The following is a 13,030-nucleotide window of genomic DNA, read 5'->3' as shown; positions in this document are numbered from 1 at the left end:
CATAATTAACGGATATTTTTACGGATCCTGCTCAAGGATTGGGGCGTTACACCCAAATAAGATGCAATATCGGCAAGCGGTACCCTCCTGGCCACTTCAGGCTGTCGTTCCAAAAATAAGCGGTACCTTTCTGATGAGTCATAACCAAGATAGGTGTTCCGGGTTTTTATTTTTTCTAAAAGCGTATTCTGCGAAATCTGATCGATCATTTCCTTAAGGTAAGGTAGCTTATCATACAAAGCCAGCAAATTGTTTTTACTAATGGCCAGTAATTCCGTATCGCAAGCGGCCTGAATGCTTTCATCGGCAATCAGATTGTTATTGAAGCTGTATAGGATAGTGCAAAATTGGTTTTCTTTTAAAAAGAAATAAGTAACCTCATTCCCCTTATCGTTTCGCGCCATAATGCGGAGCACCCCATTGGTTACAAAAAACAACTGCCGCGCTACATGCCCAAGCTGCAAAAGCGTATCCCCTTCTTTAAATTTCATGGGCTCAAAGGCTTTTACAATAAGCTCCTGATCATCAACCGGGATAGGCTTTAACTGCTGTAAGCGGGCAATAAGTTGCTGTTGCATAGTACAAATATCAGGGAAAGGGATTTCAAAATTGCCATAAAAACGTCATTGCGAGTAACCATCAGGGAAATCCTGAAAAAAAATCGTGATGACTTACAAAATATATTTTAGGGATGTTGTGCGGAGGCCGCGTTAGATTGCAGTGTAAAGCCCGCAGCGTGTGTAGGGAATGAGGGCAGGAAAGGCGAGGACTTGTAACGGAAAGCCCGGGCCGCAGGCAACGCCCATGTTATAAAATCGATTTTAAAAAAAAATTAATAATCAATAACTTACAACTACATAGTTATAAAACACGAAGCAATCGCCGATTTACAGAGCCTATCTGTATAGTTTGGGATTGCCTCGTTCCTCGCAATGACGTGATGAAGAGAGCCGGACGATTTTAAGTTTTAATAACTCGCCTGCCCTATTTCCAGTTTGCTGATCTTATCATCAATGCCAATCGTAAACTTAAAATAAGTCTTAAAATCACCCCACTGGTCGCTGTGAAATTTGCCGTAGAGGTGCAGGCCATTTTGTTCCACCTTGTCGATACTGGTAAAACGCTCATGCCCTAAAGCTTTTTCGAAAAAGCTTTTAAAGTTCATTTCGTTGCCGTCATCAAAAAGCCCGGCATCAGCGGTGAACAAAGCAAACCAGGCTCGTTTATCCCCACTTTGCAGGGCATCAATGGCTTGTTTTACTACCGGGTTATTTAGCTTCTCGGTATTCATGGTATTGATATTTTGTATTGTTGAAGCAGGTGTTTTTGCTGCCTGGGCATTTACTGATGAAGTAATTAATGTACCGTATATAATATAATGATTAAGCGTTTTCATGGTATGGTAGATGTATAAACCAAATAGTACTATTTTAAAACCTGTTAAATACAGGCAACAGGTTATAGCTAAGACTACCACCTGTTACCCTATGTTACTAAACTGATAATTAATTTGTTGCGCCGCCGTTTACCAGCAGATGCTGACCATTTACGAATGATGAAAGATCGCTGGCGAAGAACTCGGCCACATTGGCCACATCTTCAACTTCGGCCAGGCGGCCCATCGGACAACTGTCAAGCAATTGTTTCCTTAATGCGGGGTAGCTATCAGCTTCGGCAAAGATACCCGAATGATCAACAGCAAATGGTATGATGGAGTTAACTGTTACACCACGGTGACCAATCTCCTTTGAAAGAATATCAACCAGGTAGCGCGGAGTGGTTTTGCTGCCGCCATACACTGCCATTCCGGGTACCGGGAACGAGGTGGTGCTTGATGCAATATAGATGATCCGGCCATTATCTTCTACATTTTTAGCCGCCTGCTGCATGGTAAAATAAGTACCTTTAGTATTGATGCCGAACACGCGGTCGAACTGCTCTTCAGTAAAATCAGTTACCGGGGTTTCAACCAATTCGATCCCTGCATTGGCTACCACAATATCAATTTTCCCGAAGGCATCTTTTGCTTCTTTAAACAGCCTTTCAATATCGGCCACTTTACTTACATCGGCCTGTACAGCTATTACATTTGCACCCATCGCCTTGATGTTGCTTACCACTTCATCGGCCGATGCTTTATCGCGTGAGTAATTGATTACGATGTTAGCACCCAATGCTGCATAACGTTCTGCTATTGCTTTACCTAAACCACGGGCTGAACCGGTTATTACTGCTACTTTATTATTTAATGAGTTCATGATTTTTTTTTTGATTTCACCGATGAAGCTGATTTCACCGATTCCGTTAATGATTCTTTGATTATTCTTGTCTTATTTCTCGATTCTTGAAGTCTTGCCGCTTTCATTCCCCCTTCAGGGGGTTAGGGGGCCTTACGCCATTGCACCATTAGCCCCAATATTCTGTGCTGAGATCCATTTGGCGTCGTCGCTGGCCAGGAAGGTTACTATTTTGGCAATATCCTCGGGTTCGCCGATGCGGTTAAAGGCCGATAATGATGCCAGGCGATCAATGAGCTCCTGTGGTTTGCCTTGGGTAAACAGTTCGGTATTTGTTGGGCCGGGAGATACTGTATTTACATTAATGCCTCTTGCGCCAACTTCTTTGGCAAATACCCGGGTTAATTGTTCAACCGCGCCTTTGGTTGCTACATAGGTAGCGTAAGTTGGCATCATAACGCGGGTAGTAGTTGACGAAAAATTGATGATGCTACCACCATTGGCCAGCTTAGTTGCGGCTTCACGCATGGTGTTAAATGTTCCTCGAACGTTGATATCAAACTGGCGGGTAAAATCCTCGTCGGTAGTGTCTTTTATTAATTTGGTGATCATGATGCCGGCGTTGTTTACCAGTACATCTATTTTGCCGTAATGGGCAATGGCTGCATCAAACATCGCTGCCACTTCACCGGCCTTGCTTACGTCGGCCTGTAGGGCAATGGCATCGCCGCCTTGTTGTTTGATGGAATTTACTGTTTGGTCGGCAGCTTCTTTACCGCCTGCGTAGTTGATAATTACTTTAGCGCCTTCGGCTGCTAATTTGTGAGCTACTGCTGCACCGATACCTCTTGAAGCGCCGGTTACTAATACTACTTTTGATGCTAATGTGTTCATGGTTTCCTTTGTTATATTGTTTATGTTTTGTTGTCGTTGATTGACAATACAAAGGTGGCAAGAGCAAGGCCCCTGAATGATACACATATCAAAGCATTACTTACGAATATCTAAGATTGGGGATTTTGCAATTGGGCGAAGGTGTAGTTTATGGATTAATTTAGACTCGCAGAGGGACCTGCAACTCACCGAATGCATGGCGTAGCCATCAGAGCCCTCTGCGAGTTTAAGTTAATCAACGAAATTCACTAACCTAAAATTTCAATAGGAGGCACCTACGGAGCCCCAAAATATCCTCTTTTAAGGCTATAAACACGTGGCCCCTCCAGGGCCGGCAAGGTTTTACAACATAGTGAGGTATTAATTGAGATGCTTAAGGACAGTTGCACAAGAGGTGCAAAAGATTTGTAGCATAAAAAGTATAGAAATACCCTTTGCCTCAGAGGGCAAAACAAAACGCCTGGTTGATTAAACGGCAAAGCAATTTTGTGGGTTAACTTAAATCTGCGAGAGACCCTGATGGGGCAAGAAGGAAGATTAAGTAAAGTACTCTTTCTACTCCCGTCATTGCGAGGAACGAAGCATCCCCGATTAGCAAAGCGGCTAAGCAGGGCTCTCTGTACAATTTGGGATTGCTTCGTCCCTCGCAATGACGCTTGCTGTTCCTTCTTTATGGCGTTGATATTGGCTACACTACCCTCGCATGCTCTTTCCTGAACAATACAGGCGAAGTATCGGTATGCTTTTTAAAATAATTACTGAAATGAGTTGCTTCAGAAAAGCCCAAACGGAAAGCGATTTCCTTAATGGATAGCTTAGAGTTTTGTAAAAGTGCCTTGGCTTCGGATATGGTTTTTTCGGCTATCCAGGTGCTGATGGTTTTGCCGGTTTTTATTTTGATAACATTACTCAGGTAATTGGGATGAAGACTTTGCGCATCGGCGTAATCCTGCACCCTGAAAGCCTGTTCTGCAATGCCGCTACTCAGGTCGCGGTAACGTTTTTCGAGCAGGCGTTTAAAGTTCTTTACAATTTCCGAGCTCCGGTTACCTTCGTATATCGGGTTATAATCCTTCCAGAAATATTCTTTGAATTTTAACAGCACCACCACAAACAGGTTGCCAATAATCCGGTAACGGTATGGACTATCTGAATTGTACTCTTTCAGGATCTGGTGATATAAAATATCAAACTCCTCAAAAACTTCGGGAGTAAGTACACGGGCCGGAAATGTTTCGGCCAGCAAAAAGGGAAATTCATCAAAAACATTGGCATGCACGTTTTCTTTCAAAAACGATTCGCTGAGCGTAAACAGGTATACATCGCCAATGCGCTCCCAGTTAAACGAACGAAAATGCCCCGGATTGGTGAAGTAAATGGCACGGGGCTGCAACTTATGATTTTGTTCATCAATGGTATAATCGCCGCTCCCATCTTTAATAAAGGCAAAAACAAAAAAATTAAGCCGGCTCAATGGCGATTTAAACGGCACAGGCTGGTTGATGTCTTTCAGGTTAAAAACCGTAAAATCGGTATGCTTTATCAGCTCAAGCGGCAAGCCCAGGTGCTTGTATTGATCATAAAGAGTATTAAAGATCTGCTTTTCATTATCCTGGTGCATGGTGAGGTATTTACTCCAAAGCTATGAGGGATACGGGAGATTTACAAGACGCAGGCTAATCAATAAAAAACGGCGTATCGTCACTGATACGCCGTCGTGGATTTATGTCTATTACTTTTTAATCAAAGCTTACACTACCATAACTGGTGCTGATGGTAATGGTTTTATCGCTGCCACCTTTGCCTAAATGACCTTTATAGGTTTTTGTTGGGTTAAAACCACGTTCACCGTCGGCAGGGGTTTTACTGGTGATGTTAACATCATGGCCCCCATAATTAAAGCTGCCATAGTGTACTGTGATGTCGAAATCGGCATTCTGACCATCGCTTACACCTAACTTTACACTTGAGTATGATGAATTAACCGAAAGGCTTTTTACATTTTTATCAACTTCGCCAATATTCAGCGCACCACTAAATTTCACATTAATATTGCCCGAAGTAGTAATGCGGCCAATTTTTGCCGAGCCGTAGCTTACATCTGCATTAAGCTTATCGCAATCGCCAAGGTTAAGGCTGCCGTAGGCAACATCCAGGTCGCTGCCTGTAAGGGTGCCGATAGTCGCACTGCCATATCTAACCCTGATCTGGCAGGCCGGGTTGCTCAACGCTTTTGCATTTAAACTTCCGTATGAATTGTTGATATTGAGTTTACCGCTCAAATCGGGCAATTCAGTACTGCCATATTTGTTGGTTATGGTAAGCGGGTTTTTAGCCGGCATGTAAACAGTGTAATTGATCTCCATTTTGCGAACAGAGTTTTTCTTGCCGAACAAGTTGCCCCAACTACCATTATCATCATCATTTTGACTTATAGAAGTTTTGAACGATACCCCCGAACCATCCTTACTGTCTCTGATAGTTACGTTATCCAGCAGTTTCTGAGCCTTATCTTCATCATTGGCCCCTACCTTGATCTGCACGTCGACCTTAACTTCGCTTTTAGCCCAGGTAATTACCGTAATCTTGCCAAACTTGTTGTCGATATTAATTACATCATTGCCATCAACATTGTAGCTTTTACTGTAGCTTTTGGTTTTCTCAACTATGTCGCCGTTCTGTACCTGTTTTTCATAGCTTTCATCACCATCATAGCTATAGCTGAAGTTTTGGTCGAAGTTTTTAAAGCCGAAGTTGATATTGGGACTTAGTTTCTCAAACTTGTCTGCAAACTTCATGCTGTCAAAATCCTTAAACTTCATTTTAAATTTTAACGAGTCGAAGCTTTTGAACTTCATGCTGTCTTTAAATTTGAAAGCAAGCTGTTTGTTCAGTTTCAGCATATTTTGCAGCTTAAGGTGTATTTGCTTTTGCTGCTGTACACGCAAATTGCTCATTTCCTTTTGCAGCTCGCGCATTTTAGCGTTCAGCTCCTTCATTTTTTGCTGATACTCCTTGCTGTTGGTAGCCGAAGTCCAATCATCTCCATTCAATTCAGCAGCAGGGGGCGGTGTAGGAGGCGGTTTGGGTAGGGCCGGCGCTGGTGGTACTGCTGGGCTCACCTGTGCAAAGTTTGCTGTACTTATGGTTAACAAGCCGATAAGTGTAAGCAGGGCCGGACTAAATATTTTTAGTTTCATTGTTTTGTTCCTTTTTCATCTGGTTAAACTGTTCAATTACATTTAATTGCTGGTTTAGCACCTCGGTTTGTATTTGCAGGTTCCGGATCATTGCACGTAAAACACGTTCCTGGTTAGGGCTGGTGGCTAAATCATTGTTTAGTTTTTTATAGGTGGAATCCATCTTGGCTATCTCGGCGCTGAACTCCTTGAATAGCTGAGGATCGTTTTTAGATGCTGATTTAAGTTCGGTAAGCTTGGTTTCAACAAGCGACGCATAATGTACCCGCTGTTGTGCATACTCGGGGTTAATGGCAGCAAAGTCAACGCTTTTTGCGCCTTTCTGGCTTTGTATATATATACCAAAGCCTATGCCCATGACAATGATCACTGAAGCGGCTACCTTTAGCACGAAGCCCAGCGAAAAAGTCTTTGCTTCGCGTTTTTTGGGCTGCTGATCTTCCTCGTCCAAAAAATTGAGCTGTGCCTCAATTTTGCCCCACAAATCTGCCGATGGTTCTATCTCGTTAAATTCTTCGTTGTTGTCGTACATGAAATCTTCAAATCGCTTGCTCATGATACTTGTCCTTTCCTGTTTAAAATTTCAATTAACTTCCTTTTAGCTCTCAAAAACTGGGTTCTTGATGTGTTTTCTGATATATTCAATATTTGTCCTATTTCTTCGTGATCATATCCTTCAAGCAGATATAATGAAATTATAACACGATACCCATCGGGCAGCATGTTCATGCCTTCTTTTACCCTGGCAACCTGGTATTGTATGTCCTCGTCGTCCCAATTTTCTTCGTCGGCAATATTTTCCAGGTGACCGTCTTCCAACTCCACCAATTCAAGCTTGCGTTTGCGCAGCAGGTTAATTGATCGGTTCACAACAATTTGCTTAAGCCAGAGGCCAAATGTGGTATCCTGCCTAAAATCCTTCAGCTTGGCAAAGGCATCCACAAAAGCTTCCTGCAACACATCTTCAGCTTCGGCAATATCGCCCACTATCCTAAAGGCCACGTTCAGCATAGCTTTCGAATACAGACGGTAAAGCTCATAGCAGGCTTTTTTGCTTCCCTGCTTGCACTCAACTACCAGGTTGTAATGTTTATCAATATATATTGCTTCCAAATTCGTGACCGGCTTCATGATAATAGACGCAAGGCATTTTGCAACGTTGCACGTATGTGAAAAATATTTTTTTAATTACTGATAATTTTTTTGAGAATTTTAAGTTAGCAGGAGATCACGTAAGCATATCACCTAAAAATTCTTAATAAAGAACGTCATTGCACGAAGCAGTCCCCATTAAACAGAGTAGCCATGCAAATTCACTCTGTAAAATCGGTTATTGCTTCGTGCTTTATAACGACATGATCGTAAGTTATTGATTATTAGATGTATTTTTTTGATCGATTTACAACGTGGGCGTTGCCTGCGGCCCGGGCTTTCCGTTGCAAGTCCTCGCCTTGCCTGCCCGCAATCCCAATACACGCTGTGGGCTTTTCACTGCAATCCCTAACGCAGCCCCCCGCACAACATCGCTAAATTATATTTCACATCTCGTCACGATTTTTTCCGGGGTTTCTCTGATGGATACTCAGCAATGACGTTTTTTACTTTGAAATAGTTTTTAAAAAGCCATCGACTGCTTCGACTGCGTTATCGTATCGTCGTTCATTCAGTCCGGATATCACTTTATAATTAGCCTTAAGCGCCTCAAGCTCCCGATGCCAAACATTCATAAAATACTCCCGTTTGGTGGGGAAGTTGCGCAAGGGATCATCCTGCCAGGGCAAATCAATATCTAAGAGCAAATAAAAATCGTAAGGATGTTGCGGCAACTCGTCAATTACTTCTTGCGGAGCACTGCCAAACATTTCTTCGCTCCAGATCTTTACTGTCAAAAATGTAGTATCACAAATCAGGATACCATTGGCCTGCGGCAGCAGTTTTTTTTCGAGCGCCAACTGACCGTGAAACATGTTTACCTCATCCTGCCAGGTGCATTCGCCTGTGAGGTTTGCGCAATATTCGCGCGAATACTCAGGTACGGCTATTGTATTATAATGAGCCGCCAAATATTCTGACATGGTTGACTTACCTGTCGATTCGGGGCCTACAACTGCTATTTTGAGTATTTTGTTCATAGCGCGAATTTACATTAAATAAAAATCCCCTCATCGGAGGGGATTTGTGTAAAAGCTTTTTTTAGATAGCAGCATTACCAGGAAAACTAATCTCCAATCACTAACCTCTAATCACTTATTCAGTTTTCTTCGGAACCCTTGTTGGTGTATCCTTGCCCGAAACTATAGTGCGCGAACTAAGTGCTATAGCGCGAATTGTTGAAGTGATGTTATTTACATCAAGCGTGCCAAATTCATCGCCAACAGTGTGGTATAGTTTGTCGATATCAATTTGATCGGTTGAAATGGTGTGAGCAGGTACGCCAACTTCGGCCAGGGATGCATTGTCACTTCTGTAAAACAGGTCTTGATCCGGATATGGGTCCGGATAAAATTTAAAGGCTGTACCTTCCAGGTTCTTCTGTAATATCTTGCCGAAATCTGATCTTTCAAACCCGGTAATAAACGCAGAGTTGGTGCCGAATTTTGAAGCCTTGCCTATCATCTCAATATTGAACATGGCAACTACTTTATCTGCATCTACCTGCTTAGCAAAATATTGCGAACCGTATTCGCCGATCTCTTCGGCAGTAAAGGCTACAAAGATGAGCGTACGGGCATTGTTGTTCAGCTTTTTGTAGTATTTAGCCAGACTTAATACAGCGGTTGTGCCCGAGGCATCGTCATCCGCGCCATTGGCAATGCTATCAGTTACGCCGGGTTTATCAGGTTTGATAATCCCCAGGTGATCATAGTGACCCGAAAATATAACGTATTCATCGGGCTTGGTTTTACCTGGAATGATACCGGCAACGTTAAACAACGGCAATTCCTCGTTTTTTATGTCGCAGTTAACATCAAACGAAGTCGCATTATCAAACTTCCCTAACACAAATACCATAGGCTGCTTTACCTTGCCTTTAAAGTTTGTGCTGCCGGCCCCTAAATATGTCTTAATGCGGCCAAACAACTCTTTAAACTTAGGATCGATAAGCAAAAGTGTTTTCTTGCCACTTTGCGAAGCTGCACGGTACTCTGTCCTGAAGTTTTTATCAGGCCCAACAGTAACTACCTGTACATCTTTATCACTGGCCCATTTAAATGAATCTGTACTGCTGGCAAACGCACTGTCGGCTGCTATAACCTTACCATTGATGCTTGCAGTTAAACTAACCGGTGTTGAGCGTACCATCGTAAAATTTTGACGGTAACCTATATTACCTGCCATGGGCTTGAGGCCGGCCTTTTTATATTCGCTTTCAATAAACGTGGCCGCCTTTTCAATACCCGGAGTAAAAGTTGCCCTGCCCTGCATATCATCGGCCGACAAGGTTTTGATGATCCTGGTTACATCATCTTTACTGATCAATTTATTTACATCCTGCGCAAAACCATAAGCCGAAATACTTAATAATGCTGCCGTTACTATTGATATCTTTTTCATAGTTATTTGACTTTTGACTGCAGCCAGTTGTTACGGAAAGCTTCCTGATCTTTACTTAATTGTTTGCCAGCCTTTTCAAAGGTTACAACCTCAAAGTTGGGGTTTTCCTCAAGCGTAATCGTGGTTTCGTGGGCACCTGTACGATTTTTATAGTTTACGGTAACTTTATCGCCCGGCTTTTTATCAGCAATAATATCGCTGAAGCCTTTTTGATCTTTCACATCTTTTCCGTCAACTTTCAAAATAACATCACCGGCATCAAGGCCCGCTTTATAAACCGGGGTGCCTATGGTTGTGCTCGAAAGTATTGGCAGGCCTTCTGCATCAGCAGCACGCACCTGCCCCGCGCGACCGCGACCCGGGGTTACAGCCAGCGGACCAGCCCAACCTTTGCCTGGCTGCACTTTGCGCAATACTAAACCTGCCTTTGCCAGCAGCTCTTCATAGTTATTTTTATCGATTCCGGTAATGTAACGCTTAAAGAAATCGGCCGCGAATTTGGGATTATTGGTTACTTTGCCCAAATCGCTTTGCAAATCAGGAATAGTATACGGTTTCATCACTTTACCTCGGTTAAGCCAAACAGTACGCATATAGTCGTCAAGCGTCATGTTAAAATCGCTACGCAGGCGAAGATCAAGCGCTAATGCAATAGCACCGCCATAAGTATAATAACTGGTAAAATCGTTAACGTTATTGTTAGGATCGATAGATACACCGGCATCGGCAAAAACCGAGTAACGGCTCATTTGCGCAGCCGAATATTTGGCAGCAGCCGGCGTATTTAAAATCTGGTTAACCAAACCGGCAATGGTTTTAGTATAATCATCAAGTGTAACAAAACCTGCTCTTGAAAGCAGCAGTTCGCCATAATATTGAGTAAAACCTTCGGCAAACCAAAGTTCGCTGCTCATATTGGCGTGTTCGAAATTAAATGGCTCCAATGATTTTGGGCGGATACGTTTTACATTCCAGCTATGGAAATATTCGTGTGCATAAACGCCCATAAGGTTGTTTTCAAAGCCTTCAACCTTTGGTGCGGGAATTGTTATGCAAGTTGAGTTACGATGCTCCATACCGTCGCCGGATACCGCAGTGTTTACGTCGCTCACAAAAGTGTATTCGCCAAAATCATAGGTAGGCAGCTCGCCAAATACAGCCTTTTCTTCCAATACCAGCTTTTGGATCATCTTACCGAAGTTATCAATTACAGCCTGGCTATCATCCGAGTGCATCGTAAGGTTTATTTTCTCTTTCTTGCCATCGGTATTTATCACATCCCAGCTGCTAACATTGTAATTAGATAGCTCGGTTGGGCTATCCATCATGTATTGCATATTTGGCGCACTGTATACACTTGAGCCTTCATGCTTAAGCTGAGAAGCTACTTTCCAGCCATATTTATCAAGGTCGTTAAACTCAAAGGTAAGCGGCCTTTTGTCCTGCCCTACTACCCACATAAAAGTGGCGGGCATATTGAGGTGAGCGTGACTTGGATCGATGGAGGTATAAGTACCATCTGTCCAGTTGCCGAAAAGGGTATAGCTTACTTTCACAGTAGCGGGGTGTTCTCCTACCTCGTAAACATCACCCTCAATTTGCGTTAGCGGCAGATCTTTGCCATCGACATCAGTAGCTTTAACATTGTAAATGTTTTTTCCAAACTCATGCGTGGCATAACGGCCGGCAGATGACCGGCTCATCCGTACCCTGAAATTGCCGGATGGCGCCTGCGGAATAGTCATGCTGATTTCGGCCTCGTGATGGGCTGCGTTTGGAAATGATATGGAATAGTAAATAGCTTTTTGCGGCTCCTGCTGTGCCATAACATTGCACGCAAATACCGAAGCGACGGTAAAGAGTAGTAATTTTTTCATCAACTTAAATTATCTGCGCTGAAATTACTATTAAATCGGCAAAAAATTTAAATGAATATTATTAGCTGATGACATTTAATACGGCCAAAGTTTTCTGCTTCAAAACAGGAAGATCACCGATGATTACCTGCCAGATAAGAGCAAAATCGACGCCGAAATACTCATGAACGAGAATGTGCCGCATTCCGATGATCTGTTTCCATTCCATATCAGTGAACAGCGCTTTTGTTTCGGGAGTGATATAGTTAGCAGCCTAGCCAATGATTTCAATCTGCTTAACGCAAGCAAATCGCATCATTGAATTTGAAAGAAATGTTGTTAGGTCGGTATTTAGCGTGTAGGAATGAATTTCGTCAATTGCTTCCAAAATATGCAGAAGGCGTTGGCTATCGCCCATTTTACCTCTCATAAATCAGGATCTTTTCTTTCTCGATAAACGGAAAAATATGTTTGGAAACAGCTTTTGACGAAATAAGATCTACTTTTTTATGCAGCTTTTGTTGGATATCGTCCTGCATTGAAACGAACCCTAAGCCTATATGCTTTGAATAGTCAAGGTCAACCAAAATATCTACGTCACTTTTATCATCAGCTTCATTGCGGGAATACGAACCAAATAAATAGGCCCTTATTACTGGCTGCCCCGAAAAGTAATCCTGTAGTATCTGTATGTCCTTAGTTGATAGCTGCATCGCAATACAAATATAACGAATCAATTATTAAAACTATCTCCTTAAAGCTCCATTGCCGTCCTATTTAAAATCCCCATTCCAGCCCCGTTCATTTAATTATGCGTACATTTAAAGAAATCCGCTGGCTTATGATCCTTTTTTCAAGAAGAAACCTGCACTACACCGATTATAAATGGACTGCTTACATCCCAAATGATCCGCGTGTAAATGGCAGGCCCGATCATACCACATTCAATAAGAATGAAGGGAACGAAATGGTATACCTGATCAATAAGCTTATGATATTATGGGATTACCGTTTTGCCAATACAGGCAATAAAATGGAGAAATTGATCCACGATAAACTTCCGGCCGAAATCACCAGCCAGGAAGATGTTCAGAGCTGGCTTAAATTAAACCTGAAGTTTTAGGAAAATTAAATAAAATGTCATTTCGATAGAGTACGGGGCAGCTATGAGCGTTGGGGCGAAAGAGAAATCTTATACTCCATAAACAGCGAGCTTTACAGTGCGACTTTTATGGCGCAGAAGATTTCTCCTCACATCCGCCCGAACCCCTTCGCGGGTTCGTTCGAA

General features: G+C 42.7%; 14 protein-coding genes. 1 reads left to right on the top strand and 13 read right to left on the bottom strand.

From position 1 onward, the window contains the following. Positions 1-5 precede the first annotated feature (5 nt). The 13 genes from ACEN9X_RS13695 to ACEN9X_RS13635 form a co-directional block, all read right to left on the bottom strand. A complete protein-coding gene (locus ACEN9X_RS13695) occupies positions 6-578 on the bottom strand; it encodes a Crp/Fnr family transcriptional regulator (RefSeq protein WP_413670894.1) in 573 nt (190 codons plus the stop codon). Between the two features lie 389 nt (positions 579-967). Next, complete coding sequence (locus ACEN9X_RS13690) at positions 968-1,396, bottom strand: hypothetical protein (RefSeq protein ID WP_413670893.1); 429 nt, start codon at positions 1,394-1,396, stop codon at positions 968-970. Between the two features lie 109 nt (positions 1,397-1,505). Next, the gene (locus tag ACEN9X_RS13685; RefSeq protein ID WP_413670892.1) at positions 1,506-2,258 is read right to left on the bottom strand and encodes an SDR family oxidoreductase; all 753 of its coding nucleotides are present in this window, start codon (positions 2,256-2,258) and stop codon (positions 1,506-1,508) included. Positions 2,259-2,390: 132 nt separating this feature from the next. After that, entirely contained in the window at positions 2,391-3,131 is a 741-nt protein-coding gene (locus ACEN9X_RS13680; RefSeq protein WP_413670891.1) for an SDR family oxidoreductase, read from the bottom strand. A 688-nt stretch (positions 3,132-3,819) separates the two neighbouring features. Beyond that, a complete protein-coding gene (locus ACEN9X_RS13675; RefSeq protein ID WP_413670890.1) occupies positions 3,820-4,752 on the bottom strand; it encodes a helix-turn-helix domain-containing protein in 933 nt (310 codons plus the stop codon). Positions 4,753-4,870: 118 nt separating this feature from the next. Continuing rightward, positions 4,871-6,331 carry a hypothetical protein gene (locus ACEN9X_RS13670; RefSeq protein ID WP_413670889.1) on the bottom strand — a complete coding sequence of 487 codons (1,461 nt, stop codon included), beginning with the start codon at positions 6,329-6,331 and terminating at the stop codon, positions 4,871-4,873. Next, the gene (locus ACEN9X_RS13665; RefSeq protein ID WP_413670888.1) at positions 6,312-6,887 is read right to left on the bottom strand and encodes a hypothetical protein; all 576 of its coding nucleotides are present in this window, start codon (positions 6,885-6,887) and stop codon (positions 6,312-6,314) included. The genes ACEN9X_RS13670 and ACEN9X_RS13665 overlap by 20 nt, the downstream gene beginning before the upstream one ends. Next, positions 6,884-7,462, bottom strand: a complete 579-nt coding sequence (locus tag ACEN9X_RS13660) for an RNA polymerase sigma factor (protein ID WP_413670887.1) — start codon at positions 7,460-7,462, stop codon at positions 6,884-6,886. The genes ACEN9X_RS13665 and ACEN9X_RS13660 overlap by 4 nt, the downstream gene beginning before the upstream one ends. Positions 7,463-7,929: 467 nt before the next feature. Continuing rightward, positions 7,930-8,463, bottom strand: a complete 534-nt coding sequence (locus tag ACEN9X_RS13655) for an AAA family ATPase (protein WP_413670886.1) — start codon at positions 8,461-8,463, stop codon at positions 7,930-7,932. A 115-nt stretch (positions 8,464-8,578) separates the two neighbouring features. Then, positions 8,579-9,886, bottom strand: coding sequence for a M28 family metallopeptidase (locus tag ACEN9X_RS13650; protein WP_413670885.1), 1,308 nt, complete (start codon positions 9,884-9,886; stop codon positions 8,579-8,581). Positions 9,887-9,888: 2 nt separating this feature from the next. Beyond that, complete coding sequence (locus ACEN9X_RS13645; RefSeq protein WP_413670884.1) at positions 9,889-11,763, bottom strand: M61 family metallopeptidase; 1,875 nt, start codon at positions 11,761-11,763, stop codon at positions 9,889-9,891. 61 nt (positions 11,764-11,824) lie between these two features. Next, positions 11,825-11,971: a DUF86 domain-containing protein gene (locus ACEN9X_RS13640; RefSeq protein WP_413670883.1), complete on the bottom strand. Its 147-nt coding sequence runs from the start codon at positions 11,969-11,971 to the stop codon at positions 11,825-11,827. 190 nt (positions 11,972-12,161) lie between these two features. Then, the gene (locus tag ACEN9X_RS13635; protein WP_413670882.1) at positions 12,162-12,455 is read right to left on the bottom strand and encodes a nucleotidyltransferase family protein; all 294 of its coding nucleotides are present in this window, start codon (positions 12,453-12,455) and stop codon (positions 12,162-12,164) included. Positions 12,456-12,553: 98 nt separating this feature from the next. Between ACEN9X_RS13635 and ACEN9X_RS13630 the strand changes: the two genes are divergently transcribed. Further along, complete coding sequence (locus ACEN9X_RS13630) at positions 12,554-12,865, top strand: hypothetical protein (RefSeq protein ID WP_413670881.1); 312 nt, start codon at positions 12,554-12,556, stop codon at positions 12,863-12,865. Positions 12,866-13,030 lie beyond the last annotated feature (165 nt).

Origin of the sequence: Mucilaginibacter sp. Mucisp86 (assembly GCF_047324315.1) — a bacterium.
GTDB lineage: Bacteria > Bacteroidota > Bacteroidia > Sphingobacteriales > Sphingobacteriaceae > Mucilaginibacter.
Note: the sequence above shows the minus strand (reverse complement) of the source record. Positions and strands in the feature narration are given on the sequence as shown.

What these genes read in the sequence shown, in the direction of transcription:
- ACEN9X_RS13695 (WP_413670894.1), bottom strand. Translation starts at nt 578, where the DNA reads ATGCAACAGCAACTTATTGCCCGCTTACAGCAGTTAAAGCCTATCCCG.
- ACEN9X_RS13690 (WP_413670893.1), bottom strand. Translation starts at nt 1,396, where the DNA reads ATGAAAACGCTTAATCATTATATTATATACGGTACATTAATTACTTCA.
- ACEN9X_RS13685 (WP_413670892.1), bottom strand. Translation starts at nt 2,258, where the DNA reads ATGAACTCATTAAATAATAAAGTAGCAGTAATAACCGGTTCAGCCCGT.
- ACEN9X_RS13680 (WP_413670891.1), bottom strand. Translation starts at nt 3,131, where the DNA reads ATGAACACATTAGCATCAAAAGTAGTATTAGTAACCGGCGCTTCAAGA.
- ACEN9X_RS13675 (WP_413670890.1), bottom strand. Translation starts at nt 4,752, where the DNA reads ATGCACCAGGATAATGAAAAGCAGATCTTTAATACTCTTTATGATCAA.
- ACEN9X_RS13670 (WP_413670889.1), bottom strand. Translation starts at nt 6,331, where the DNA reads ATGAAACTAAAAATATTTAGTCCGGCCCTGCTTACACTTATCGGCTTG.
- ACEN9X_RS13665 (WP_413670888.1), bottom strand. Translation starts at nt 6,887, where the DNA reads ATGAGCAAGCGATTTGAAGATTTCATGTACGACAACAACGAAGAATTT.
- ACEN9X_RS13660 (WP_413670887.1), bottom strand. Translation starts at nt 7,462, where the DNA reads ATGAAGCCGGTCACGAATTTGGAAGCAATATATATTGATAAACATTAC.
- ACEN9X_RS13655 (WP_413670886.1), bottom strand. Translation starts at nt 8,463, where the DNA reads ATGAACAAAATACTCAAAATAGCAGTTGTAGGCCCCGAATCGACAGGT.
- ACEN9X_RS13650 (WP_413670885.1), bottom strand. Translation starts at nt 9,886, where the DNA reads ATGAAAAAGATATCAATAGTAACGGCAGCATTATTAAGTATTTCGGCT.
- ACEN9X_RS13645 (WP_413670884.1), bottom strand. Translation starts at nt 11,763, where the DNA reads ATGAAAAAATTACTACTCTTTACCGTCGCTTCGGTATTTGCGTGCAAT.
- ACEN9X_RS13640 (WP_413670883.1), bottom strand. Translation starts at nt 11,971, where the DNA reads ATGGAATGGAAACAGATCATCGGAATGCGGCACATTCTCGTTCATGAG.
- ACEN9X_RS13635 (WP_413670882.1), bottom strand. Translation starts at nt 12,455, where the DNA reads ATGCAGCTATCAACTAAGGACATACAGATACTACAGGATTACTTTTCG.
- ACEN9X_RS13630 (WP_413670881.1), top strand. Translation starts at nt 12,554, where the DNA reads ATGCGTACATTTAAAGAAATCCGCTGGCTTATGATCCTTTTTTCAAGA.